Source organism: Achromobacter sp. UBA5777 (genome assembly GCF_002418565.1).
Classification (GTDB): domain Bacteria; phylum Pseudomonadota; class Gammaproteobacteria; order Burkholderiales; family Burkholderiaceae_B; genus Achromobacter; species Achromobacter animicus.
Map to the genome: position 1 here is coordinate 1 of NZ_DIEJ01000113.1, position 24,704 is coordinate 24,704.

The window sequence follows — 24,704 nt, forward strand, 5'->3', positions numbered from 1 at the left end:
CCCCCGCCGGCAGCCGGCGACGTCCCGCCGCCCCCGCCGCCTGCCGCGCCCCAGGCCAACTGAGCCGGCAAATCCTAGGCCATCACACTGGCCGCACAGCGGAGCAACGCTCCGCTTGAACGCACCCCGACACGCTTGCCGCGTGCCGGGGTGTTTGTTTTCCAGGCGGGGCTAAGCCCAGGCAGATTTCCCCGTTTTGACGCATGGGCCCTGGCCGCGCCCCATAACAGGGCACCAGCATGGTGCATTGCCATAGCCTGAAGGACACTGCGGCGGGTTGCACGATGGCGCCGAAACCTGGCACGGACATTGCTTGAAGGGATTTGAGCCGGTTTTACCTGCACAAGCCGGCCAGCCGGATGCGCCGCGCGCCGTCCGCTCTTTCGACTATCCGATCAGGACCTTCGCACCATGAATAAGACGTTGCTAGCCTTGCCCCTCGCGCTTGCCGCTTGTTTTGCAGGTGTGGCGCAAGCCGAACCCACCGACCTGGGTGGCGGCTTTTCGCTCAGCGGTAACGCCACCATAGTCAGCGATTACCGCTTCCGCGGCTATTCGCAGACCGACTTCCGTCCTGCCGTCCAGCTGGGTTTCGACCTGAACCACAGTTCGGGCTTCTACCTGGGCAACTGGAACTCCAACGTCTCCAGCTTCGTCTTCACCGACGGCAACCTGGAAATGGATTTCTACGGCGGCTGGAAGGGTGACGTGGGCGGCGGCTTCACGCTGGATGCGGGCGTGCTGCATTACTACTATCCCGGCTCCAGTTCCCCCAAGGGCGGGAACTACAACAACACGGACCTCTACCTGGGCGCGTCCTACGGCAACTACAGCCTCAAGTATTCGTACACGCCCAGCGACTTTTTCAGCACGCCGGACAGCAAGGGCACCTGGTACCTGGACGGAACGGCCACGTTCGACCTGGGCGACGGCTGGGGATTGCTCGGCCACCTGGGCTACCAGAAGCTCAAGAACCAGACCAATATGGACGGCGACTCGATCGGCCATTACGTCGACTACAAGGTGGGCGTGACCAAGGACCTGAAGGGATGGATCCTGGGCCTGGCAGCCGTCGGCGCCACCAAGGACAACTGGCTGCCCACCAAGTACGGCCACCCGTCGGGCCGTATCGGCGCCGTCTTCTCGGTTGCGCGCTCGTTCTGATATCCGTGGCGGCGCCTGACCGGCGCCGGCCCTTGGGGCTGTTCCGGCACGCCGCCTTGCCCGGCGGCGGGCCGGAGCAGCCCCTTGTTTATCTGCGCGGGGCGCAGCACCTCAGAGCGAGGTACGGGCCGCTCCTGCCCCATCAAAGCCGATTTCCGGTAATTCGCGAAGTCCTTCTACAATCACGGGTTGCGTGCAATTCTGGACTGCGTGAGATGTCTGACGTTTTGAGTATCGAATCCCTGGACCTGGAAGCCAGGGGGATCGCCCGCCGCGACGGGAAAGTCATTTTCGTGGAAGGCGCCTTGCCGGGCGAACGGGTCACCGCGGTCACGTTGCGCCGCAAGCCTTCCTATGAGACCGCCCGTGTCGACGAGGTGCTGCGTCCCTCATCGCAACGCGTGGAACCCCGCTGCCCGCATTTCGGCGTCTGTGGCGGCTGTGCCATGCAGCATCTGGAGCCCACCACGCAGGTGGCGATCAAGCAGCGCGCGCTCGAAGACACGTTCTGGCATGTCGGCAAGCTGCGCCCGGCGCTGATCCTGCCGCCGCTGCAGGGGCCGACCTGGGGCTACCGTTACCGCGCGCGCCTGTCGGTGCGCGTGGTGCCCAAGAAGGGCGGGGTGCTTGTGGGCTTTCACGAACGCAAGAGCAGCTTCGTGGCCGACATGCGCGAATGCCATGTGTTGCCGCGCCACGTCAGCGATCTGCTGATCCCGCTGCGCGAAATGATCGCGTCCATGTCCGCCCCTGACCGCATGCCTCAGATCGAGGTGGCCCTCGGCGAAGGCGTGACGGCGCTGGTGCTGCGCCATCTGCTGCCGCTGACCGACGGCGATATCGCCATCCTGCGCGCCTTTGCGGCCAAGCACAACGTGCAATGGTGGCTGCAGTCCAAGGGTCCGGAAACGGTGCACGCGCTGGAGCGCGAGCACAACGACGCGCTGTCCTACACCATGCCAGAATTCGGCCTGCGCATGCCGTACCGGCCCACCGACTTCACGCAGGTCAACCACGCCATCAACCGCGCGATGGTGTCGCGCGCACTTAAACTGCTGGACGTGCAGCCTACCGACCGCGTGGCCGATCTGTTCTGTGGTTTGGGCAACTTCACGCTGCCGCTGGCCACGCAAGGCCGTGAGGCCGTGGGCGTGGAAGGCAGCAAGGCGCTGACTGATCGCGCCTTCGATGCGGCGTCACGCCACGGCCTGGGTGACCGCACCAGCTTTGCCACGCTGAACCTCTTTGAAGTCGACGCGACCTGGCTGCGCAGCCTGGGCTATTTCGACCGCATGCTGATCGATCCGCCGCGCGAAGGCGCCCACGCGGTGTCGCAGGCGTTGTCCGATCTCACGTATGAAGAACGGCCGCGCCGCATCGTCTATGTGTCCTGTAATCCCGGCACCTTGGCGCGCGACGCGTCCATCCTCGTGCACGAAGGCGGCTACGTGCTCAAGAGCGCAGGCGTGATCAACATGTTCCCGCACACGGGCCATGTGGAATCCATCGCCGTGTTCGAAACCCTGGATGCCGAGGGTGTGCTGGAGGCGAAGGAGCGCGCTCGTCAACGCGCGATCCAGGCAGCGGCTGATGCGGCGGCCGCCGAGCAAGCCAAGTTGGCCGCGGCGGCTGAAAAGGCGGCAGCCAAGCAGGCTGCCACCGAAGCATACGAGGCCCGTGTCGCCGCCGAGGCGCAGGCGGACCAGTAAAAAGCAGCGGCGGGCGTATCCCGCGGCGGGCGTCGTCCCGCGGTGGGCGTATCCCGCGGCGGGCGTATGCCGCGGCGGGAAAATCTCCGCCGCGTGGCGTCAGTGCGAGCAGCCCAGGTTTTCCAGAATGGGGCAGTCGGGCCGCTCGTCGCCATGGCAATGCTGCGCCAGATGCTTAAGCGTGGCGGCCATCTCGCGCAGCGCCTCCGCCTTGCGCTCCAGCTCCTCAACGTGTTCCAGCGCAATCCGCTTAACGTCCGCGCTGGCCCGGCTGCGGTCCTGCCATAGCGCCAGCAGCTCGTTCATCTGTTCCACCGAAAAACCCAGATCGCGCGCACGGCGCACGAAACGCAGCGTGTGCACGTCGTGCTCGCTATAGACGCGGTAGCCCGAATCCGTACGCACGGGCGGGCTGATCAGGCCGATGCTCTCGTAGTAGCGGATCATCTTGGCCGAGATGCCGGATTCCTTGGCGGCTTGTCCGATGTTCATGCTTGCCTCCCGTGGGGGCGGAATGCCTTCAGGCGCAGCGCATTGCCCAGCACGAAGACGCTGGACAGCGCCATCGCGCCCGCCGCAAAGATCGGCGATAGCGACAGACCGAAGGCCGGATACAGCGCGCCCGCGGCCAGGGGAATCAGCGCCGCGTTGTAGGCGAACGCCCAGAACAGGTTTTGCCGGATGTTGGCCAGCGTGGCGCGGCTGAGCGCGATGGCGTTGGGCACGCCGTGCAGGTCGTCGGCCATCAGCACGACGGATGCCGCCTCGATCGCGACGTCCGTGCCGGTGCCGATTGCGATGCCGGTATCGGCCGCGGCCAGCGCCGGCGCGTCGTTGATGCCGTCGCCCACAAACGCCACCTTGCGGCCGCCTTCGCGCAGCGTGGCGATAGCCTCGACCTTGCCGTCCGGCAGCACCTCGGCGCGCACTTCGTCGATGCCCAACTGGCGCGCAACCGCCTGCGCGGTGTGGCGGTTGTCGCCCGTGATCATGGCGGTCTTCAGGCCTTGCGCGTGCAGCGCGGCGATGGCCGATACGGCCGAGGGCTTGACCGGATCCGTCACGGCCATCATGGCGGCTGCCTGGCCGTCGACGGCGACGTAGATCGGCGTCTTGCCTTCGTTGCCCCAGTCGGCGGCGCGTGCGCCGAATGCGCTGACGTCAACGCCACGCTCGGCCATCAGACGCGCCGCGCCCGCCAGCACCTTGCGGCCCGCCACCGACGCCTCGACGCCGGCGCCGGTGATGGCGGCAAAGCCTTCCGCGGGCAGCAGTTCAATCTTGCGTTCGGCGGCCGCGGCCACGATGGCCAGCGCGATCGGATGTTCGGAGCGCGCCTGCACGGACGCCACCCACTGCAGGACCTGCTGCGCATCCTGGCCCGGCGAGGGTTCCAGTTCGGTGAGGGTGGGCTTGCCCAGCGTCAGGGTGCCCGTCTTGTCGAAGGCCACGACGTTGACGTCGCGCAGCGTCTGCAAGGCATCGCCCTGCCGGAACAGCACGCCCATCTCGGCGGCGCGCCCCGTGCCCACCATGATGGACGTGGGCGTGGCCAGCCCCATGGCGCATGGGCAGGCGATGATCAGCACGGCCACCGCGTTGATCAGCGCATGGGACAACGCCGGTTCGGGGCCTATGAAGAACCATGCCAGGAAGGTGAGCAGGGCGGCCGCCATGACCGCCGGCACGAACCACGCGGTCACCTGGTCCACCATCGCCTGGATCGGCAGTCGCGCGCCCTGGGCCGCTTCGACCATGCGGATGATCCGGGCCAGCATGGTGTCCGCGCCCGTGTGCGTGACGCGCAGCGTGAAGCTGCCCGACGTGTTCAGCGTTCCGCCGGTGGCCTGCATGCCCGGCTCCTTTTCCACCGGCACGGGCTCGCCCGTCAGCATGGATTCGTCGACGTACGAGCTGCCTTCGATGATGTCGCCGTCCAGCGGAATCTTCTCGCCCGGTCGCACCATCACGATGTCACCCGTGCGCACGCGTTCGATCTCGATGTCCTGCGCCTGGCCGTCGCGCAGCACGCGCGCGGTGCGCGGCTGTAGGCCGATCAGCCGCTTGATGGCCGCGCCCGTCTTGCCCTTGGCCCGGGCTTCCAGCATGCGGCCCAGCAGGATCAGCGTGACGATGACGGCGGCGGCTTCAAAATAGACGTTGCGCGCCGCGTCCGGCAGCAAGCCCGGCGCAGAGGTGGCGACAACCGAATAGCCCCAGGCCGCGCCCGCGCCCAGCGCCACCAGCGAATTCATTTCGGGCGCGCGGCGCCACAGCGCCACAAGCCCCTTGGTGAAGAACTGCCGGCCCGGCCAGACCAGCACTGCGGTGGTCAGTACAAACTGCAGCAGCCAGCTGTTTTGCCGGCCAATCGTTTCCATCACCCAGTGGTGCATGGCGGGAATCAGGTGCGATCCCATCTCCAGCGCAAACACCGGCAGCGTCAGGACCAGCGCGGCGATGAACGCACGTTGCAGGCGGTGCGCCTCGGCGTCGCGGGCCTCGGACTGCCGCTCGGCATGGTCATCCTGGGCGGCGATCGGACGCGCCTCATAGCCCATCTTGCCGACGGCCGCGACCATCGCCTGCGGCTCGGCAGCGGTAGGATCGAAGGAGACCCGCGCCCGCTCGGTTGCAAGGTTCACTTGCGCCTGCGCAACGCCGGGAACATTCGCCAGCGCTTTTTCCACGCGCTTGACGCATGATGCGCAGGTCATGCCTTCGATGGCGAGTTCCAATTCGGAAAATGAAGATGAGCGTGCTGCGTGCATGACTATCTCGATCTGGATGGGAGCGCCCAGTTTCATCCTTCCCATCGTGGGAAGGTCAAGCGCCATTCTACGCTTGACCTTGACATGATGGGAACGTTTAACCTGCCGGGCATGGTGGCTCGAGCGCCACCCCTCAATCTTCTGGAGAAAACCATGAGCATCGCTTTTCAAGTGCCGGACATGACCTGCGGCCATTGCGTCAAGACCATTACCGGCGCCGTCAACGAGGCGGTCCCGGGCGCCGTGGTCGCCGTGGATCTGCCCACGCACCGCGTCACCATCACGGGCACCGATCAGGCCGACAAGGTAGAAGCCGCCATCCGCGAGGCGGGTTACGAGCCGGCCCGCGTCTAAAGACGCGAACGCCAGTTTGTGATAGCTTCAATCTTTCGCGAAATATTCGGCAATTGTCTTGGGCTATCAATCAATTAATTTAATTAAATTGGATTAATTGATAGCCGAGATTTATGATTCTTTTCATGGCGGGCCAGAAACCCGCCACTTAAGTTATCAAACCAAGGAGAGAATCGAATGCTGCAAAACCGCGAAGGCCAACGTGTTCCGAATGTGACGTTCCCCGTTCGTGAGGACAACACGTGGAAGAAGGTCACGACCGACGACCTGTTCAAGAACAAGACGGTCGTGGTCTTCTCGCTTCCCGGCGCTTTCACGCCGACCTGCTCGTCCACCCACCTGCCGCGCTACAACGAACTGGCTCCCGCGTTCTTCGCCGCCGGCGTCGATAGCATCGTCTGCGTGTCGGTCAACGACACCTTCGTCATGAACGAATGGGCCAAGGACCAGGAATCGGCCAACATCACGCTGCTGCCCGACGGCAACGGCGCCTTCACCGAAGGCATGGGCATGCTCGTCGACAAGAGCGACCTGGGCTTCGGCAAGCGCAGCTGGCGCTATTCCATGCTGGTCAAGGACGGTGTCGTCGAAAAGATGTTCATCGAGCCGGAAAAGGAAGGCGATCCGTTTGAAGTGTCGGACGCCGACACCATGCTGGCTCACTTTGCGCCGTCGGCCAAGAAGCCCGACCAGGTCGTGGTGTTCTCCAAGCCCGGCTGCCCGTTCTGCGTCGAAGCCAAGGCGCTGCTGGACAGCAAGGGCTACGCCCCGATCGAGATCCCGCTGGAAAACAAGGTCCGCGGCCGCGTGATCGGTGCGGTGTCCGGCAAGGGCACGGCTCCGCAGGTGTTCATCAACGGCGCCCTGATCGGCGGCCTGGAAGACCTGAAGGCGCACTTCGCCTGATACACCGGCGAGACGGCCGGGCAGGGGCGTGGCCCCCGCCCGGCCACCCGGACGCGCGGCGGTTGATTCCGCGTTGGCCGCCGCGCGCTCCGGCGCAAGGGTCGGCAACCCAGCCGCCGCGCCATTCCCGCAAGTTTCCCTTCTTTTGCGCCCTTGTGCTGGCGCCGTGCGTCCGCAATGGGGACGCAGGACGGCGTTCGCGTCGAGGGCACGCAACAAGGCGGAATTTGCCTTCACATTCTGAACATCACGCGACAACGGGGGATTCCCAATCATGAAGACGCTGCATACCGACATCGCTGTCATCGGCGCCGGCACCGCAGGCCTGGCTGCTTACCGAGCCGCCAAGGCGGCGGGCAAGCGAGCGCTGCTTATCGAAGGCGGTCCGTACGGCACGACCTGCGCCCGGGTCGGCTGCATGCCGTCCAAGCTGCTGATCGCGGCCGCCGAAGCGGCGCACGCGGCGGCGCACACCGATGCGTTCGGCGTGCACGTCGGCGGAGAGATCACGGTCGACGGCGCCGAGGTCATGGACCGCGTCAAGCGCGAGCGCGACCGCTTCGTGGGCTTTGTTGTCGACGGCGTGGAGAACATTCCGGCCGAAGACAAGGTGCGCGGCTACGCTAAATTCGTGTCCGATACCGTGCTGCGTGTGGATGATCACACCGAAATCCAGGCGTCCCGTGTCGTGATCGCCACCGGCTCGCGGCCGTCCGTGCCGCCGCCTTTCCGCGCGCTGGGCGATCGCCTCGTTGTGAACGATGACGTGTTCGCGTGGGACGATCTGCCTAACCGCGTGGCGGTTTTCGGACCCGGCGTGATCGGGCTGGAGCTTGGCCAGGCGCTCGCCCGGCTGGGCGTGGAAGTGCGCGTGTTCGGCATGAGCGGCAGCCTGGGCGGCATCAGCGATCCGCAGGTGCGGCAAACCGCCCGCAAGATCTTTCAGCGCGAGTTCTACCTGGACACCGATGCCCGCGTCCTGGAGACCAGCCGCGTCGGCGACGAGGTGGAAGTGCGTTACGTGGCGCTGGACAACAGCGAGCGCACCGAGCGCTTCGACTATGCGCTGGTCGCCACGGGCCGCCGTCCCAACGTCGATGGCCTAGGCCTGGAAAACACGTCGCTGGCGCTCAACGCGCAAGGCGTGCCGCAGTTTGACCGGCTGACGATGCAGGCGGGCAGCTCGCCGATCTTCATTGCCGGCGACGCCAACGCCGACGCGCCGCTCCTGCACGAGGCCGCCGACGAAGGCCGCATTGCGGGCGAGAATGCGGCGCGCTTCCCGGAAGTGCGCGAGGGATTGCGCCGTGCGCCGCTGGGTGTGGTCTTCTCGGATCCGCAGATCGCGCTGGTCGGCGCTGGACACGCGAAACTGGTGCCGGGCACATTCGTCACCGGCGCGGTCGATTTCAGCGACCAGGGCCGTTCGCGCGTCATGCTGAAGAACCGCGGCATGCTGCATGTGTACGCCGACATTGAAACGGGCCGCTTCCTGGGCGCCGAAATGATCGGTCCCAGCGCGGAGCACATCGGTCATCTGCTGGCGTGGGCCGTGCAGCAGGAGCTCACGGTGGCGCGCATGCTGGAAATGCCGTTCTATCACCCCGTGATCGAGGAAGGCCTGCGCACCGCGTTGCGTGATGCCGCGTCGAAGCTGGCGCTGGCGCAAGAAGCGATGCGCCAGGCCGACGTCGAAACGGTCTGAGCGCCGCAGGCGTGAGCAGGTCGCAGACGTAAGCGGGTCGCGGTCGCAAAAAAGGTCGCTGACGTAAAAGGGTCGCGGACCTCATGGGATCGCGATCGCAAAAAAGGGCCGCGCCATGAAGGCGCGGCCCTTTGTCGTCGGCGCGGCCGCATTGCCCCGGCGCGGGGCAGGGCGTCAGTCGTCCGATTGCTTCTTCGGTACCGGGAACGGATTCTCGCGATATTGCAGCGTGAAGCCGGCGCGTTCGTCCTGTGCCAGTTCGCGCGCCAGATACGGCATGGCCTGTTTCAACGCGTCGTGCAGCGTCCAGGGCGGGTTGATGAGGAACATCCCGCTGCCGTGCAGGCCGTAGCCATCGATGGTCGCCTTCTTGACGGTCAACGTGGCGTGCAGCCAGCTCTTGACCTTCAGGTTCTCGAAATGGCGCGCCATCTCGCTGGCCTCCCGGCGTTGCACCAGCGGATACCAGATGGCATACGTGCCGGTGGCAAAGCGCTTGATGCACTCCTTCACGGTGAGAAGCGTGCGGCGATAGTCGTGCTTGTCCTCATACGACGGGTCGATCAGGACCATGCCGCGCCGCGTGGGCGGCGGCAGCAGCGCCTTGATGCCCTCGAAACCGTCGTCGCCGTAGATCGTGGTCTGGCGCTGCGCGGCGCGGCCCTGGTGCTCCAGGTTGCCGACCAGCGTGTCGATTTCGGTGGGGTGCATCTCGAACAGGCGCAGGCGGTCGGACGGGCGCAGCGCGTCCAGCGTCAGCCACGGCGAGCCCGGATAGCGGCGCAACCGGCCGTTGGTGTTGTAGTCGCGGATGCGCGCAACGTAATCGGCCAGCAGTGGCGGCAGGTCCTGCGCTTCCCACAGGCGGCCGATGCCGTCCGCGAATTCGGACGTCTTGGCTGCCCAGTCGCTGTCCAGGCTGTAGAGGCCGGCGCCTGCATGGGTGTCGATGACCCAGTACGGGGCGTCTTTCTTGTTGAAGTAGTCCAGGGTGTGGACCAGGATGGCGTGCTTGAGCACGTCGGCATGGTTGCCGGCGTGAAAGGCGTGGCGGTAGCTGAACACGGGGCTTTCTGCCTCAGGCGGCGGGCCGGATGGCGGCCAGCTCGTCGGTGAAAATGCCGTCGATGCCCCAGTCGAGCAGCAGGCGCGCGCGCTCGGGGTCGTTGACGGTCCAGGCCGCGATGCGGTAGCCGGCGGCGTGCACGGCGTCGATCAGTTCGCGGGTGGCGTCCTTCTGATTGATGTTCAGCGCCACGCATTCATATTTGGCAAGGCGTTCGCGCCAGTCGGCAGGCACCTTCTCCACGAGCAGGGCGCGCGGCAGTTCAGGCGCGGCCTGGCGGGCGGCTTCCAGGGCTTCCTCGGCAAACGAGGACAACAGCGGCGCCGTGTCCGCGCCTTGCCACAGTTCGCGGGCGGCCAGGGCGACGGCGCGGCCGGTTTCGGCTTCGCGGCCGGGGCAGGGTTTGATCTCGACGTTGCTGGCGATGCCGTTGGCCAGCGTGTAGCGGGCGACCGCTGCGAAGGTGGGCAACGGTTCGCCGGCGTAAGCCGCCGAATGCCAGCTGCCGAAGTCAAGCTGGGCCAGCTCGGCGTAGGTCTTGGCGGCGGCGGGGCCCTTGCCGTTCGAGGTGCGGTCGACATCGTCGTCGTGCATCAGCACCAGCACGTTGTCGCTGCTGAGCTTCACGTCGTATTCGAACATCGTGAAGCCGTTTTCGGCGCCGACGCGCATGGCGGCCAGCGTGTTCTCCGGCGCCAGACGGCCGCCGCCGCGATGCGCGATGTGGCGGGAGTAGGGCCAGGAGGGAAGGTTTGCGGTCATTTGGTGCTGCTTTGGGGTTCTTTTGGGACAGGTTGCAAGGATACCTTGTTCTGCGATACGTCCATGATCATGCGCGTGGCCAGATACAGGCGCGGCACGATGCTGCTCACCAGGATGTACTCGGCGTCATTCGAATGCGCGCCGAATCCGCTCAGTCCCATGCCCTCGATGACGGGACCGCGGGCCTTGAGCGCCGCGAAGGCGGCGTCCGTGCCGCCGCCGCTGGCCCGGTCCACCACCTTCAGCGGCAGGTCGAGCTCCTGGTAGACCTTCACGCCGTGCTGGGCCAGGGCGCGCGACGCCGCGGTCGCTTCCAGCGGCGGGCGGCGGACCTCGAACTTCACGCTGACCTTGGACTCGGGCAGCAGTTTCTTCTGGATGCGTTCCTCCAGCGTGCGCGCCAGGGCGTCGAAGTCCGACACGCGCAGCGCCCGCGCGTCGCCCTGGGCGGTGGCCAGTCCGGGGATGACGTTGCGGTTGGTGCCTGCCTGGGCGACGGTCCAGTTCAGCTTCAGCCCCTCGTCGGGCTTGGAAAGATCGTCAAGCTGCAGGAGCTGGTGCGACAGCTCGTAGAGCGCATTGACGCCGCCTTCCGGCCGGGCGCCCGCGTGCGAGGTCTTGCCCTGCACGGTCAGGTACGCCGCGCCGATGCCGCTGGTGGCCAGCGTCAGGCGCGGTTCCATGCCGCCGCCCTCGAACGAAAAGACCGCATCCTGGTCGGCGCCCAGGCGGGTGATGGTGCTGCGCGCGCCGGGCGAGCTGATCTCTTCGTCCCCGTTGATCAGCACCGTCAGCGAGCCGTAGTCGGCAAACTTCAGTGTTTTCAATAGGGCGATGGTGTGCAGGATAGCCGCCACGCCGTGCTTGTCGTCGGCAATTCCCAGGCCATAAGCCTTGTCGCCGTCAATACGGAACGGCTGGTCCTTCAACATGCCGTTGCGGTACACGGTGTCCATGTGGGCGATCAGCATGATCTTCTTGCTGCCGCTGCCCTTGAATTCCGCGTGGACCATCGGTCCGACCTTCTCGGGGGTGTCGTCCAGCCGGAACACGTCGGTCGGCGCAATGATCTCGACGGCGCCGCCCAGTTCCTTGAGCCGGTCGCGGATCACCTCGGCGATGCGCTCGACGCCTTCGACGTCCTTGCTGCCCGACTCGATGTTGACCAGATCCCGCATGGTATCGAGCATGGCCTGCTGCTGGCCCTTTGCCGCGTCCAGCACATTGGCCACCGGGGCGGCCTGCGGGGCGTGGGCGCAGCTCAGAAACATCAGGGCGACACAGGACTTCAGCAACGGGAGGCGGGAAGGCGTGAACGGCATCGTGGGTGACCTTTTTGCGCGCGGGAAGGGGAACCGGCCTTGTGCCGGCCTGGCAGGGCGGCCCTCGATCTGCGGGCTAACCCCAGCCCACGATACGAGCGCGGCGCGGGGGCGGTAATGGGGGATTCCCGGGTTGACGGACCTCGCCCTCCGTGGGGACGGATGGTCCACGACGCCGCGCATTGCCGGGTGGCTTGGACAATAGCCGCGCAATGAATGAGAAATGGTAAAATCCGCCCGCTGAACCCGGTTTGAACCGGTATGGGAATAGAGGCGAATCGACTTCGCCTTTTTTTATGCGTTTTCGTGCGGCCCCGGGCGTCTACCCCCGGAGCGCGGCAACAGGGATTCCATGTTCGAATTTATTCGCAGCCATCGGCGCTGGATGCAGTTCATCCTGCTGATCTTGATCGTGCCTTCCTTCTTCCTGGTCGGGATTCAAGGCTATGACAGCTTCATGAGTCGGGAGCCCGAGCTGGCGACGGTGGCTGGCCAGCCGATTTCCCGCGCCGAGTTTGATCAGGCGCACCGCAACCAGCTTGACCAGTTCCGCCAACGCCTGGGCGCGCAGTTCGATCCGGCCGTGATCGATACCCCCGCGCTGCGTGAAGGCCTGCTGAACCAGCTCATTAACCAGCGCCTGCTCGCCAACGTGGCCGCCGACAACCGTTTCTCGGTGTCCGACGAGACGCTGCGCAACACGATCGCCGCCATCCCCGAAGTCCAGGATAACGGCCGCTTCTCGCCCGAACGCTATCGCCAGGTGCTGGCCGCGCAGGGCATGTCGCCGACCTCGTTTGAAGCCGGCCTGCGCCGCGACCTGGCCATCGCCCGTGTGCTCGAGCCCGTCGGCGAATCGGCCCGCGCGCCGGCCGAAGTGGTCGCCGCCGTGGAATCGGCGCTGACCCAGGCCCGCACCGTGCAACTGCGCAACTTCTCCGCCGCCGACTTCCGCTCGCAAGTCACCGTGAACCCGGCCGACATCCAGGCTTGGTACGACGCCAACAAGCAGCAATTGCAGGTGCCGGAACAGGTGCAGGTGCAATACCTGGTGCTGGACGAAGCCGCCGCCACGCAAGGCGTGCAGGTCAAGGACGAGGACCTGGCTTCGTATTACGAACAGAACAAGAACCGCTTTGGCCAGCCCGAGCGCCGCCGCGCCAGCCACATCTTCATCGAGCTGCCGTCGGGCGAAGACGCCCGCAAGGCCGCTCGCGCCAAGGCCGAAGACATCGCCAAGCAGGCCGCTGCCGATCCCGCCAAGTTCGCCGAACTGGCTGCCAAGAATTCGCAGGACGCCGGCTCGGCCGCCAAGGGCGGCGACCTGGGCTGGATTGCCCCGGGTGCGCAGCCCGGCCCGTTGGACAAGGCCATCTTCGGCCAGGCCCAGAACCAGGTGTCCGGCGTGGTCGAAAGCCCGTTTGGCCTGCACATCGTCAAGGTCACGGAAATCAGCCCGGGCGCCGTCAAGCCGCTGGCCGAGGTCAAGGATCAGATCACCGCGGAAGTCCGCAAGCAGATCGCCGCGCAACGTTTTTCCGAGATGGCCAGCCAGCTGAACAAGCAGGTCTACGACCAGCGCGACAGCCTGCAACCGGCTGCCGATGCCGTCGGCCTGAAGCTGCGCACCGCGTCTGGCGTCACCCGCGAAGGCCTGCTGCCCGCCGACAAGGCCGGTCCGGGCTCCGCCGCTGATAGCCCCGACGCCGCGCTGCTGGACAACCCGCGCGTGCGCCAGGTGCTGTTCTCGCCCGACGTGCTGCGCGAAAAGCAGAATTCCGGTGTGATCGAACTCGCGCCCGATACGATGCTGGCCGTGCGCGTCGCCGCCGTCGAACCGGCCCACGTGCCGCCGCTGGACAAGGTCAGCGAAGTCATTCGCGCCAAGCTGCTCGATGAGCGCTCTGCCGAAGCCGCCAAGAAGGCCGGCGAAGCGGCTCTGGCGGCCGCCAAGGCTGATCCCGCCGCGACGCCCGAAGGCTTCGGCCCATCCATCAGTGTGACGCGCCAGAATCCTCAGGACCTGTCGCGCCCGGTGCTGGACGCCGTGATGCGGCTGCCGTCGGCCACGCTGCCAGCCTTCACGGGCGTGCAGTCCGGCGTGGACTACACCCTGGTGCGTCTGGAAAAAGTGGAAGCCGGCAAGTCCGATGCCGCCGACATGGAGCGCCTGGCGCAGCAACTGTCGGGTGCATGGGGCCAGGCCGAAAACGAGGCGTTGATCCGCATGCTGCGCCAACAGTACGAGGTGAACGTCACGCCCGCCGCCGCGGATGTCATCCGCGGCGATCAGGCCCAGGCCGCGGGCTGATCGCCCTGGCAGATAGTCAGTTCAACATGGGCCGCAGCGCCGGCCACACGTTGTCCAGCAATTGAGGCTGGGCATCCTCGTTAGGGTGGATGCCGTCAGCCTGAAACATCGCCCGGTTCGTCGCGATACCTTCCATCAGGAAGGGCACGAGCCGGGCGTTTTCGTTTTTGGCCACATTGGAAAACACCGCGGCAAAGCGTTGGGCGTAGTCCCGTCCGTAATTGGGCGGAATCTGCATCCCGACGATCAGCACGTCGGCATCGGCCTTGCGCGCCGCCTGGGTCATGGTCCGCAGGTTTTGCTCGGTCATGTTCAGGGGCAGGCCGCGCAAGGCGTCATTGGCGCCCAGCTCCAGCACCACGACCGCTGGCGCATGCTGGCGCAGCAGGGCGGGCAGGCGGGCGACGCCGCCGCTGGTCGTGTCGCCGCTGATGCTGGCATTGACGACCTGGAACTTCGGGTATTGTTCTGAGATCCTCGCGGACAGCAAGGGCACCCAGCCCGTGCCGCGCTTGATGCCGTACTCGGCGGACAGGCTATCGCCCACCACCAGCACGGTGCGCGGCGTGGAACCCTGGGGCACAGCGGCGGTCTGAGCGTGGGCGGGCGCCGCCGCGGCAGTCGCGAAGGCAGTCACAAGAAGCAGACGGGAAAATAGGCGCATGGATAGCAATAACTCAATCGTGGTGAAAGGGCTGGGCAAGCGGGTGGCCGATGCCGGTGGATCGCTTTCTATCCTGGAAGGAATCGATTTTACGGTCGCGGCGGGCAGCGCCGTGGCCATCACGGGCAGCTCGGGCTCGGGCAAGTCGACTTTGCTGGGACTGCTGGCCGGTCTGGATGTTCCCAGCGTGGGCAGCGTACACCTTGCAGGGCAGGACCTTTTTGCCCTGGACGAAGACGGCCGTGCCCGTCTGCGGGCCAATCACGTCGGCTTCGTGTTCCAGTCCTTTCAGTTGCTGCCCAACCTGACCGCCCTGGAAAACGTAATGCTGCCGCTGGAGTTGGCCGGCCAATCCGCGCGTGAGGCTGCGCAGGCCATGCTGGAGCGGGTGGGGCTGGGCGCGCGCCTGCACCACTATCCGCGCACGTTGTCGGGCGGCGAGCAGCAGCGCGTGTCGCTGGCCCGTGCATTTGTGGTGCAGCCGGACCTGTTGTTTGCTGACGAGCCCACCGGCAGCCTGGATGCCGCAACTGGCGTGACGGTCATCGATCTGATGTTCGACTTGCACCGCGAACATGGGACAACGCTGGTGCTGGTCACGCACGATCCGCAACTGGCGGCGCGCTGCGGGCGGCAACTGGTGCTGGCGGCCGGCCGCATGGTGACGGACGATTGAGACGAATACCCATTGCTGTGGGAAATGTACGGGAGTAGGCTAACTCAAGGAGTTGCCATGTCCGTCCGTACATCCCTCCATGCGTGCTTGGTTGTTGCATTGCTGGCGCCCGCCGTTGCCAGTGCAAGTGATGGCGTCATCCGCTTTGTCGGGGCCATCGTGGAACCGGCGGTCTGCATGCCGCGCGTGACGCCGGCAATCGCGGGCGGGCTTCCCCGAGTGGTCTGCGCAACGGAATCCCGGATCCGAGCAGCGGACCCGGCGCTGCGGGTCAAGACCTCCGTGCGGGAAATGCCCGCGGCCACTGCTGAAGACCGGGCTGCGGGTAAGCACTATCTGGTGACGCTGGAATACCTGTAGGAATGGCGCTGTCCCGACGCGCCGGGACAGCATGATTAACGCACCGGCGGCGCTGTCGGCCCGCGTTCAGCCCAGATTGCGGATCTCCACGACCGGATCGACGTCGGCCGCGTAGTCCACGCCGTCGATTTCAAACCCGAACAGCCGCAGGAAATCGCGCTTGTAGCCGGCAAAATCGGTCAGCGCATAGAGGCTGTCCGTATCGACCTGATCCCACAGCGCCTGCACCCGCGCCTGCACCTTCGGATCCAGCTCCTTGTAGTCGGCGCGCAGCCGGCCTTCGTCGTCCAGGATGGGCGACGGGCCGCACAGGCTGTCGCGATACAGCCCATACACCTGCTCGATGCAGCCTTCGTGCGTGCCGTCTTCCTTCATGACCTTGAAGAGCAGGGACAGGTACAGCGGCATCATCGGGATGGCCGAGCTTGCCTGCGTGACCACGGCCTTTAGCACCGATACGCGCGCGTCGCCGCCGTGTTCCGAAAGCTTGGCCCGGATGTCCAGCACGCGCTGGTCCAGATCTTTCTTGGCCGCGCCGATGGAGCCGTTCCAGTAGACGTCGTGCGTGATCTTTTCGCCCAGATAGGTGAAGGCCGTGGTGGTGGCGCCGTCGGCCAGCACGCCGGCCTCCAGCAGCGCGTCGATCCACATCTGCCAGTCTTCGCCGCCCATCACGGCGACGGTGGCGTCGATTTCGTCTTGCGAGGCGGGTTCCAGCACGCCGTCCTTGATGAGTTCCTTATCGGTATCCAGGCCGCGCAAGGTCACGGATTTGCCGATGGGCTTGAGCGTGGAGGTGTAGACCTGGCCCGTCTTCGGATGCGTGCGGCGCGGGGCGGCAAGGCTGTAGATGACCTGATCGACTTGGCCCAGGTCCGCCTTGATGGCGGCGATGGTCTTTTGCTTGATCTCATCGGAAAAGGCGTCGCCGTTGATGCTCTTGGCGTACAGGCCTTCGGCCTCGGCAAACTTGTGGAACGCGGCGCTGTTGTACCAGCCCGGCGTGCCCGGCTTGGCGGCATCGCCCGGCCGCTCAAAGAACACACCCAGCGTCTGCGCGCCACAGGCGAATGCGGCGCTAATGCGCGCCGCCAATCCATAACCCGTCGACGCGCCCAGGATCAGCACGCGCTTGGGTCCACCAGGCACCGGTCCTTGCGCTTTCACGTAATCGATCTGTTGCTTCACGTTGGCTTCGCAGCCGGCAGGATGGGTGGTGACGCAGATGAAACCGCGCACGCGGGGCTTGATGATCATGGGAGCCTCTTGTTGGGAATACGCCAGGGACGGATGCGGGAATGGGCATCAGGCGAAGCGCATTGTACGGGAGGCGGCGGGCCCGCCATCGCGAGTCTGCCGCCGTTCAGCGCCGGGGCTATGTGCCGCTGGCAGTCCGTGCGGCGGCGGCGCCTTGGGCGCGGCCACGGCGCCATTCGATCATGCCGATTCCCACGCCGCTGGCGCAAATGATGGCAATGCCCAGCCAGGTCAGCGGGTCGGGAAAATGTCCCCAAACCAGCCAGCCCACCGACGTGGCGCTGATGATCTGCAGGTAGATGAACGGCGCCAGCGTGGACGCCGGCGCACGGCGGTAGGCGGCGATCTGGAACAGGTGGCCCACGCAGCCCGTGATGCCGGTGGAGATGAGCACGGCCCAGTCGAACGCCGACAAAGCCTGCAGAAAAGGCAGCGCGGGCGGCAGGATGAAGGGCAGGGCAAGGGTCAGGCAGATCGTGCCCACCGCACCGCTCCAGATCAGCGAAGTGAAGGGATCGTCGCCGGCGACGCGGCGCGTGGCAATGAACTGGGCCGTGAAGCAACAGGCCGTCAGCAGGCCGAAGATCGTGCCGACCGGATGCAGGCCGCCGCCGGGCCGGATGACGATCAGCACGCCGACAAAGGCGATGCCCGCCGCGACAAAGCGCGACATGCGCGCGGGTTCCTTCAGGATCCAGGGCGCCAGCGACAGCACGAGCAACGGCGCCAGGAAATTGATGGATGTGGCCTCGGCCTGGGGGATGTAGCTCAGTGTCGTGAAGAACATGAGCGTGGCCAGGAACATCGAGCCGCCGCGGATGAGCTGCTCACGCGGCTTGGTGCTGCGCAACACGCGCATGCCGCGCGCGGGCAGCACAAGCGCCAGCACCAGCACCAGATGGATGGCATAGCGGAACCATGACAGCACCAGCAAAGGCACACCCGCGTCCATGACCCATTTGCCGCTAGCGTCAAGGCACGATAGGGTCCACATCGACAACACCAGCAGCAGCACGCCGATCATCGGGCCGCGTGCGGCGGGCGCGCCGGGGCGCGGGCGACCGTTATCGGCCGGGGACATGGAAGGTACTCCTTTCAGCGTGCACGAGGCATGGCGCCTTTGGGGCGATGGGCGGCTGACATGATACGCTCATCGCGCCGGGGGAAAAGGCCAATGATAGAACTACGCAACGTCGAAACGTTTTTCTGGGTCGCCACGCTGGGCAGCTTTCGCGCCGCGTCCGACAAACTCAACACCACGCAGCCCGCAGTCTCGCAGCGCATCGCTTCGCTGGAGGCCGACCTGGGCGTCAAGCTGTTCGAGCGCGATGCGCGCGGTGTCAAGCTGACGGCCAAGGGACACGAACTGCTGTCGCATGCCGAGCGCATGCTGCAGGTGCGGCGCGACATGTTCGAAGCCGCGCGCGAGCAGAACGTCATGTCGGGCACCGTGCGCATCGGCGTGGCCGAGACCATCGTGCAGACCTGGCTGCCCGCGCTCATTGAGCTGATCCACGCGACGTATCCCGCGCTGGTGCTGGAAATCGAAGTCGATACCACGCACGTGCTGCGCTCGCACCTGATGTCGCGCCAGATCGATCTGGCGTTTCTGATGGGGCCGGTGCTTGAGGCACGGGTCGAAAATCTGCCGCTGTGCACCTATCCGCTGGCGTGGGTCGCCAGTCCGCTGCTGGATCTGGGGCCCGAACCCCTGACGCTAGCAACGATCGGCAAGCTGCCGATCATCACCTATCCCTCCAACAGTTCGCCTTACCGCGTCGTGCGCGACATGCTGACCCGGGCAGGGGTCACGTCGCCGCGCATGTATGGCAGCGCTTCGATGTCCATGGTGGTGCGGATGACGCAGGACGCCATCGGCACCAGCGTGATCGCGCCCGTGTTTCTGGGCAAGGAGCTTGCGCGGGGCGAGTTGCGCATTCTGCAGGTGCAGGCCGATCCGCTGCCAGAGTTGAGCTTCACCGCCACGTGGGTGCAAGGGCCGGACAGCCATGCCGTGCGCGTCATCGCGCAGATGGCGCAGAAGGTCGCCGCGCAGACCTGAACGGCATTTTGGCCGTAGGTGTTTTCCCGAGCGGGCGGCGGCGGGGACGGCCATGCCACGTGCGCGAAGAACCTGCTGCCGAGCACGCCGGCTGGCCGCAAAGCCGCGCCGATGCGTCGTTTGCGCGGAACGCATCCACGCCGCGCCGCGAGACCCAAAAAATATTTATACCCCCACATCGGAACTTACGATTGGACGCTCGCCGCCCCTGACGCTGCAATGGCGCTCATAACGAAGTAGCGGCTGGATACACATCCGTGACCACCGATTCTTACCGGCGCGCAACCAGGACAACGGGATCCCGCGCGCGACACACGATCCCGCAGCCAGGAGTTTTTCCATGAAGAAGTCCCTTGCTTTTGCCGCCATCGCCGCCAGCCTCTTGGCCGGCGCCGTCCACGCCCAGGACCTTCCCAAGACCCACTTGAAGATCGTGGGCGGCTTGTCCAACCTGACCGCCTACAACGACTACGAAAAGCCGTTCTGGACCAAGACCATTCCCGAGCAGTCCAAGGGTCAGGTCACGGCGGAGATCAAGGGCTTCAATGAAATGGGCTTGAAGGGGCCTGAACTGCTGCGCCTGATGTCGCAGGGCGTGATCGAATTCGGCACCGCCACGCTGTCCTACTTTGCCAGCGACAACCCGATCAACGAGGCCATCGACCTGGCTGGCCTCGCGCCCGACGTCAAGACCGCGCGCGCCGTGACCGAAGCCTTCGAACCCGTCTACGCCAAGCTGTACGGCGAAGGCAACAACGTCAAGCTGCTGGGCATCTCCACCTATCCGGCGCAGGTGCTGTTCTGCAATGCCGAGATCAAGGGCCTGGCCGACATCAAGGGCAAGAAGGTCCGCACCAGCAGCCGCACCACGGCCGAATTTGTCGAAGCGTTGGGCGGTTCGAGCGTCACGATGGCCTTCGGCGAAGTCGTTCCCGCGCTGCAGAACAAGGTGGTCGATTGCGCCATCACGGGTTCGCTGTCGGGCTACTCGGCCAAGTGGTACGAGGTGTCGACGCACCTGGTGGCGCTGCCGATCAACTGGAACCAGCAGATCCATGCCGTCAACCAGAAGGCCTGGGACAAGCTGGATCCGAAGGTGCGCACGTTCCTGCAGGACAACGTCAAGACGCTGGTCGACAACATCTGGGATGCCGCTGCCCGCCAGACGCAGGAAGGCTATGACTGCAACACCGGCGCGGCCGCGTGCCCGTTCCCGGTCAAGGGCAAGATGGTGCTGGTGCAGCCCAGCGACGCTGACAAGGCGCTGCTCAAGAAGGTGGCGCAAGAGGCCGTCCTGCCCAAATGGGCTGCCCGCTGCTCGGCGCAGTGCGTGAAGGACTGGAATGCCACGGTCGGCAAGACGCTGAACCTGACCGCCAGCAAGTAAGCGCCAGGACGCGCCGGCCCGCGGGCCGGCGCGAACTCCGGCCGGTGATGGCGCGCGATGGTCCGTGACCTTGGCATGAGGTCCGCGCCGCCCGCACGCGATGGCAGGCCGTGCCACCTGAGGTTCCATTCATGACTCAAACCGAACACTTCCGTCTGCTCGGCGGCCTGTTGCGGCGCGCGGAAAGCTTTTCCCGCGCAGCTGTATGGGCCGGCGGCGCTTTGACCGTGGCCAGCGTGCTGCTGATCTCTTTCGACGTGCTGGCCCGCAAGTTCCTGGGTTTCACAACCGGGGGCGCGGACGAACTGTCCAGCTACGCGTTTGCCATCAGCACCTCCTGGGCGCTGGCGTTTGCCACGCTGCAGCGCGCCAACGTGCGCGTCGACGTGCTCTATCAATACCTGCCGGTTCGCCTGTCGGCCGTGCTGGACTGGATCTCCATGGTGGCATTGGCCGTCTTCATGGTCTTTCTGACGTATTACGCGTACGACGTGGTGGTGACGTCCTGGACGCAGAAGTCCGCGGCCAACACGCCGCTGGCTACGCCGCTCTGGATTCCGCAGGGGCTGTGGGTGCTGGGTCTGGCGTGGATGTGCATCACGGTCGCGCTGATGCTGGCGCGGGCATCCGCCGCGCTCGTCACGGGCGATATCGAACTGGTCAAGCAGATCTGCGGTGTGCGTTCGGCGCAGGAAGAGGCTGACGAGGAAGCCGCCGCGGGCGAGCGCATGGTGAAGGGAGAAGCCGCATGATTGCCACCGCCTTGACCCTGTTGCTGGTCCTGATCGGTCTGTCGATCCCCGTGGGCGCCGCGCTTGGCGTCCTGGGCCTGATCCTGGATCCGATGTTCTCGATGCTGCCGCTGACGCGGGCCATCGGCGAGATCTCCTGGAGTTCGAACAACGAGTTCCTGCTGGTCGCGATTCCGCTGTTCATCATGCTGGGCGAAGTGCTGCTGCGCGCCGGTTTTGCCGAGCGCATGTACGGCGCGATGAGCCTGTGGCTGTCGTGGCTGCCGGGCGGACTGATGCACGCCAACATTGGCGCCTCGACGCTGTTCTCGGCGACATCCGGCTCCAGCGTGGCAACGGCTGCTACCGTGGGCACCGTCGCCATTCCGCAGATCCGCAAGTACGGCTACAACGAGCCGCTGTTTCTTGGCAGCCTTGCCGCGGGCGGCACGCTGGGCATCCTGATCCCGCCGTCGATCAATCTGGTCATCTATGGCGTGCTGACGAACTCGTCGGTGCCCAAGCTGTACCTCGCCGGCATCATCCCCGGCTTTGCGATGGCGGCGCTGTTCATGCTGACCGTCGTGATCGCCTGCGTGGCCAAACCGTCGTGGGGCGGCAAGAAGATCCACGCAACGTGGGGCGAACGCATCGCCAGCCTCGTGCATCTGGCGCCGCCGCTGGGCATCTTCTTCCTGGTGGTCGGATCGATCTATGCGGGCCTGGCGACGCCGACCGAGGCCGCCGCGCTGGGCGTGCTGGGCGCGTTCATCCTGGCCGCGTGGTTCCGCCGCCTGACGTGGTCGATGCTGCGCGAGGTGATGGAAGGCACGATGCGGTCCACGGCCATGATCATGCTGATCGTCATTGCCGCCAGCTTCCTGAACTTCGTCATGTCGGCGACGGGCCTGACCGATGCGCTGACCAAGTCCATCACCGGTCTCGGCCTGTCCCCTGGCTGGATGCTCCTGATCGTGGTGATCTTCTATCTGGTGCTGGGCTGCTTCATGGAGACGCTGTCCATGATGATCACGACGATTCCCATCGTGGCGCCCATCATGATCGCGCTGGGCTACGACCCCATCTGGCTGGGCATCGTGATCATCATTCTGGTCGAGGCTGCGCTCATCACGCCGCCCGTGGGCCTGAACCTGTTCGTGGTGCAGAGCCTGCGCAAGAGCGGCTCGATGAGCGCAGTGATTGTCGGCAGCCTGCCGTTCGTGGCGGCCATGTTCGTGATGCTGGCGCTGCTGGCGTTCTGGCCCGACTTCGCGCTGTGGTTGCCGCGCGTCTTCGGTTGATGACTCTTTGATTCCGGCGCGGCCCGTTGGCCGCGCCGCTTCCCACTCCTTCTTCGCAGGACTGATATGAAAGCCGTATTCAAGATCGACGACGCCAATCCCCGCCAGGTGGAAGTGGCCATCAACAGCGTGATCGTGGCGGGCTGGGCCGGGCGCGACATGGCTGCCATCGAACACCACATCGAGGAACTGGCCGCGATCGGCGTGCCGCGTCCCAGCAGCGTGCCGCTGTACTACCGCATCGCCGAGAACCAGCTTACGCAGTCTGCCAACGTGCAGGCGCTGGGCGAGGAATCGTCGGGCGAGGTCGAGACGTTTGTTTTTGCGATTGATGGCGAGATGTACGTCAGCATCGCGTCCGACCATACCGACCGCAAGCTGGAGACCGTCAGCGTGGCAATGTCCAAGCAGGTCTGCGTGAAGCCCGTTGGCGCCGAAGCCTGGCGTCTCGCGGACGTGGCGGGGCACTGGGACGAACTGATCATCCGCGCCTACATCGTTGAAAACGGCGAGAAGGTGCTGTACCAGGAAGGGCCGCTGTCCACGTTGCGCACGCCGCAGGACCTGATCGCGGGCTACACAGGCGGCGGCGCCGTCCTGCCGGATGGCGCAGGCATGACCTGCGGCACGGTGGCCGCCATCGGCGGCATCCGCCCGGCCGCGGATTTCACGATGGAACTGCACGATCCGCGCCTGAATCGCACGCTGCGCCACCGCTATCATGTCGAGTCGCTGCCCGTGGTCGCCTGATGGCCGCCACGTTCGGCGCTGAATCCGGGCGCGTTCCCCGCGAAGGCGTCCGTCCGAACACTTACGCCGCCAGGCGGCATTAGGACAATGATGGTTTCGACCCTGAATGATCTGACCTCGGCCCTGCGTGAGGGCCGCAGCACCTCCGTCGCGTTGACCGAAGCCGCGCTGGCGCGGGCTCAGGATCCGGCGGGCGAGGGCGCTCGCGCCTTCACCAAGCTCTATGCCGATTCGGCGCTGGCGCAGGCGCGCGCGTCCGATACGCTGCGCGCGGCCGGCATCGTGCGGTCCGCGATCGAAGGGTTGCCCATCAGCATCAAGGACCTGTTCGACATCGCGGGCGAGACCACGATGGCCGGTTCCGTGGCGCGCGAAGGCGAGCCGGCGGCCGAAGCGAATGCCGAGGTCGTGCAGCGCCTGATCGCCGCGGGCGCCGTCATCATCGGACGCACCAATATGACCGAATTTGCGTATTCGGGCCTGGGCATCAATCCCCACTACGGCACGCCGCTCAATCCGTACGACCGCGCCACCGGCCGCATTCCCGGCGGCTCGTCGTCCGGTGCGGCGGTGTCCGTTGCGGACGGCATGGCGGTGGCGGGCATCGGGTCGGATACGGGCGGCTCCGTGCGCATTCCCGCCGCCCTGTGCGGCCTGACCGGGTTCAAGCCCAGCGCCTGGCGCGTGTCCATGCAGGGCGTGCTGCCCCTGTCGGCGAATCTGGATTCCATCGGCCCCATCGCCGCCAGCGTGCGCTGCTGCGCCGAACTTGACGCGATCCTGTCTGGCGACGCCGGCCCCTTGCCGCAGGCGCTGCCGGTGCGTGGCCTGCGTCTGGCCATCCCGACGACGCTGGCGCTGGACGCCATGGACAAGCATGTCTCCGACACCTTCGCGGCGGCGGTGCAACGCCTGGAGGACGCCGGCGCGCTGATCGATCGGATCGAGATTCCGGAATTCGCCGAACTGGCATCCATCAACAGCAAGGGCGGCTTCACCGCCGCCGAGGCCTGGGCCTGGCACCGCGACCTGATCGCGCGCGCCGGCAAGCGTTACGATCCGCGCGTCGTCTCGCGCATCATGCGCGGTCAGGATATGACGGCGGCCGATTACATCGAACTGCTCGACGCGCGCGAGGCGTGGGTAGCCGCCGTGGACCACCGCATTGCGGGTTACGACGCGCTGATCATGCCCACCACGCCCATCGTCGCGCCGCCCGTGGCCGACCTGCAGGGTTCCGACGAGGCCTACTACGCCGCCAACGGGCTCATCCTGCGCAATCCCACCCTAATCAACTTCCTGGACGGCTGCGCGCTGTCCTTGCCCTGCCACGCCGCGGGCTCGGCGCCCGTGGGCCTGATGATCGCGGCCAGCAATGGCGCGGACCGCCGCGTCCTGGGCATCGGCCTGTCGGTCGAAGACCTGTTCGCCGCGCGCTGAGCGGCG

General features: G+C 65.9%; 22 protein-coding genes. 14 read left to right on the top strand and 8 right to left on the bottom strand.

Annotated features, from left to right (window positions below; genetic code table 11):
- Positions 1–411 precede the first annotated feature (411 nt).
- Both B3446_RS08245 and rlmD read left to right on the top strand, forming a co-directional pair.
- Positions 412–1,164 carry a TorF family putative porin gene (locus tag B3446_RS08245; protein ID WP_175121707.1) on the top strand — a complete coding sequence of 251 codons (753 nt, stop codon included), beginning with the start codon at positions 412–414 and terminating at the stop codon, positions 1,162–1,164.
- A gap of 215 nt (positions 1,165–1,379) precedes the next feature.
- Complete coding sequence (gene rlmD, locus B3446_RS08250; protein WP_291379625.1) at positions 1,380–2,873, top strand: 23S rRNA (uracil(1939)-C(5))-methyltransferase RlmD; 1,494 nt, start codon at positions 1,380–1,382, stop codon at positions 2,871–2,873.
- A gap of 99 nt (positions 2,874–2,972) precedes the next feature.
- On the opposite strand, the gene cueR is transcribed toward rlmD, so the two are convergent.
- A complete protein-coding gene (gene cueR / locus B3446_RS08255; protein ID WP_191578936.1) occupies positions 2,973–3,365 on the bottom strand; it encodes a Cu(I)-responsive transcriptional regulator in 393 nt (130 codons plus the stop codon).
- Positions 3,362–5,644 (bottom strand): heavy metal translocating P-type ATPase, encoded by a 2,283-nt coding sequence (locus B3446_RS08260; RefSeq protein ID WP_291379627.1) that lies wholly within the window; start codon positions 5,642–5,644, stop codon positions 3,362–3,364. The genes cueR and B3446_RS08260 overlap by 4 nt, the downstream gene beginning before the upstream one ends.
- 153 nt (positions 5,645–5,797) lie before the next feature.
- On the opposite strand from B3446_RS08260, the gene B3446_RS08265 reads away from it, so the two are divergent.
- From B3446_RS08265 to B3446_RS08275, 3 genes are all read left to right on the top strand, one after another.
- Complete coding sequence (locus tag B3446_RS08265) at positions 5,798–5,998, top strand: heavy-metal-associated domain-containing protein (protein ID WP_291379629.1); 201 nt, start codon at positions 5,798–5,800, stop codon at positions 5,996–5,998.
- A gap of 177 nt (positions 5,999–6,175) precedes the next feature.
- Positions 6,176–6,904, top strand: a complete 729-nt coding sequence (locus tag B3446_RS08270; RefSeq protein WP_108005634.1) for a glutathione peroxidase — start codon at positions 6,176–6,178, stop codon at positions 6,902–6,904.
- 274 nt (positions 6,905–7,178) lie between these two features.
- The gene (locus B3446_RS08275; protein ID WP_175121702.1) at positions 7,179–8,609 is read left to right on the top strand and encodes a dihydrolipoyl dehydrogenase; all 1,431 of its coding nucleotides are present in this window, start codon (positions 7,179–7,181) and stop codon (positions 8,607–8,609) included.
- Positions 8,610–8,783: 174 nt separating this feature from the next.
- Here the strand turns inward: B3446_RS08275 and B3446_RS08280 are convergent, their stop codons facing one another.
- Genes B3446_RS08280 through B3446_RS08290 form a run of 3 tightly spaced genes read right to left on the bottom strand, consistent with a single transcriptional unit; the run spans position 8,784 to position 11,759 of the window.
- Positions 8,784–9,674, bottom strand: coding sequence for a 23S rRNA (adenine(2030)-N(6))-methyltransferase RlmJ (locus tag B3446_RS08280; protein ID WP_175121701.1), 891 nt, complete (start codon positions 9,672–9,674; stop codon positions 8,784–8,786).
- Between the two features lie 13 nt (positions 9,675–9,687).
- Positions 9,688–10,437: a glycerophosphodiester phosphodiesterase gene (gene ugpQ, locus B3446_RS08285; protein ID WP_291379634.1), complete on the bottom strand. Its 750-nt coding sequence runs from the start codon at positions 10,435–10,437 to the stop codon at positions 9,688–9,690.
- Positions 10,434–11,759, bottom strand: coding sequence for a M20/M25/M40 family metallo-hydrolase (locus B3446_RS08290; protein ID WP_291379636.1), 1,326 nt, complete (start codon positions 11,757–11,759; stop codon positions 10,434–10,436). Before B3446_RS08290 ends, ugpQ begins: the two co-directional genes overlap by 4 nt.
- Positions 11,760–12,111: 352 nt before the next feature.
- Here B3446_RS08290 and B3446_RS08295 point away from each other — a divergent pair, with 352 nt between their 5' ends.
- Entirely contained in the window at positions 12,112–14,070 is a 1,959-nt protein-coding gene (locus B3446_RS08295; RefSeq protein WP_291379641.1) for a SurA N-terminal domain-containing protein, read from the top strand.
- A 16-nt stretch (positions 14,071–14,086) separates the two neighbouring features.
- Here the strand turns inward: B3446_RS08295 and B3446_RS08300 are convergent, their stop codons facing one another.
- The gene (locus B3446_RS08300) at positions 14,087–14,734 is read right to left on the bottom strand and encodes an arylesterase (protein ID WP_291379642.1); all 648 of its coding nucleotides are present in this window, start codon (positions 14,732–14,734) and stop codon (positions 14,087–14,089) included.
- Between B3446_RS08300 and B3446_RS08305 the strand changes: the two genes are divergently transcribed.
- Both B3446_RS08305 and B3446_RS08310 read left to right on the top strand, forming a co-directional pair.
- On the top strand, positions 14,733–15,410 hold the full coding sequence (locus B3446_RS08305; RefSeq protein ID WP_105238766.1) for an ABC transporter ATP-binding protein: 678 nt from the start codon (positions 14,733–14,735) through the stop codon (positions 15,408–15,410). The two genes, B3446_RS08300 and B3446_RS08305, sit on opposite strands and share 2 nt — an antisense overlap.
- 57 nt (positions 15,411–15,467) lie before the next feature.
- Positions 15,468–15,770 carry a hypothetical protein gene (locus B3446_RS08310; RefSeq protein WP_291379643.1) on the top strand — a complete coding sequence of 101 codons (303 nt, stop codon included), beginning with the start codon at positions 15,468–15,470 and terminating at the stop codon, positions 15,768–15,770.
- A gap of 66 nt (positions 15,771–15,836) precedes the next feature.
- Here B3446_RS08310 and fabV read toward each other — a convergent pair whose 3' ends face one another.
- Positions 15,837–17,027: an enoyl-ACP reductase FabV gene (gene fabV, locus B3446_RS08315; protein ID WP_191578927.1), complete on the bottom strand. Its 1,191-nt coding sequence runs from the start codon at positions 17,025–17,027 to the stop codon at positions 15,837–15,839.
- A 118-nt stretch (positions 17,028–17,145) separates the two neighbouring features.
- Positions 17,146–18,108 carry a DMT family transporter gene (locus tag B3446_RS08320; RefSeq protein WP_291379645.1) on the bottom strand — a complete coding sequence of 321 codons (963 nt, stop codon included), beginning with the start codon at positions 18,106–18,108 and terminating at the stop codon, positions 17,146–17,148.
- Between the two features lie 93 nt (positions 18,109–18,201).
- Between B3446_RS08320 and B3446_RS08325 the strand changes: the two genes are divergently transcribed.
- The 6 genes from B3446_RS08325 (at position 18,202) to B3446_RS08350 (ending at position 24,698) form a co-directional block, all read left to right on the top strand.
- Positions 18,202–19,089 (top strand): LysR family transcriptional regulator, encoded by an 888-nt coding sequence (locus tag B3446_RS08325; protein WP_175121693.1) that lies wholly within the window; start codon positions 18,202–18,204, stop codon positions 19,087–19,089.
- 340 nt (positions 19,090–19,429) lie between these two features.
- On the top strand, positions 19,430–20,476 hold the full coding sequence (locus B3446_RS08330; RefSeq protein WP_105238771.1) for a TRAP transporter substrate-binding protein: 1,047 nt from the start codon (positions 19,430–19,432) through the stop codon (positions 20,474–20,476).
- Positions 20,477–20,607: 131 nt separating this feature from the next.
- The gene (locus B3446_RS08335; protein ID WP_175121692.1) at positions 20,608–21,228 is read left to right on the top strand and encodes a TRAP transporter small permease subunit; all 621 of its coding nucleotides are present in this window, start codon (positions 20,608–20,610) and stop codon (positions 21,226–21,228) included.
- Entirely contained in the window at positions 21,225–22,508 is a 1,284-nt protein-coding gene (locus B3446_RS08340) for a TRAP transporter large permease (RefSeq protein WP_191578925.1), read from the top strand. The genes B3446_RS08335 and B3446_RS08340 overlap by 4 nt, the downstream gene beginning before the upstream one ends.
- 66 nt (positions 22,509–22,574) lie before the next feature.
- Entirely contained in the window at positions 22,575–23,258 is a 684-nt protein-coding gene (locus B3446_RS08345) for a DUF2848 domain-containing protein (protein WP_291379673.1), read from the top strand.
- 90 nt (positions 23,259–23,348) lie between these two features.
- A complete protein-coding gene (locus B3446_RS08350; RefSeq protein ID WP_291379751.1) occupies positions 23,349–24,698 on the top strand; it encodes an amidase in 1,350 nt (449 codons plus the stop codon).
- The last annotated feature ends 6 nt before the right edge of the window (positions 24,699–24,704 follow it).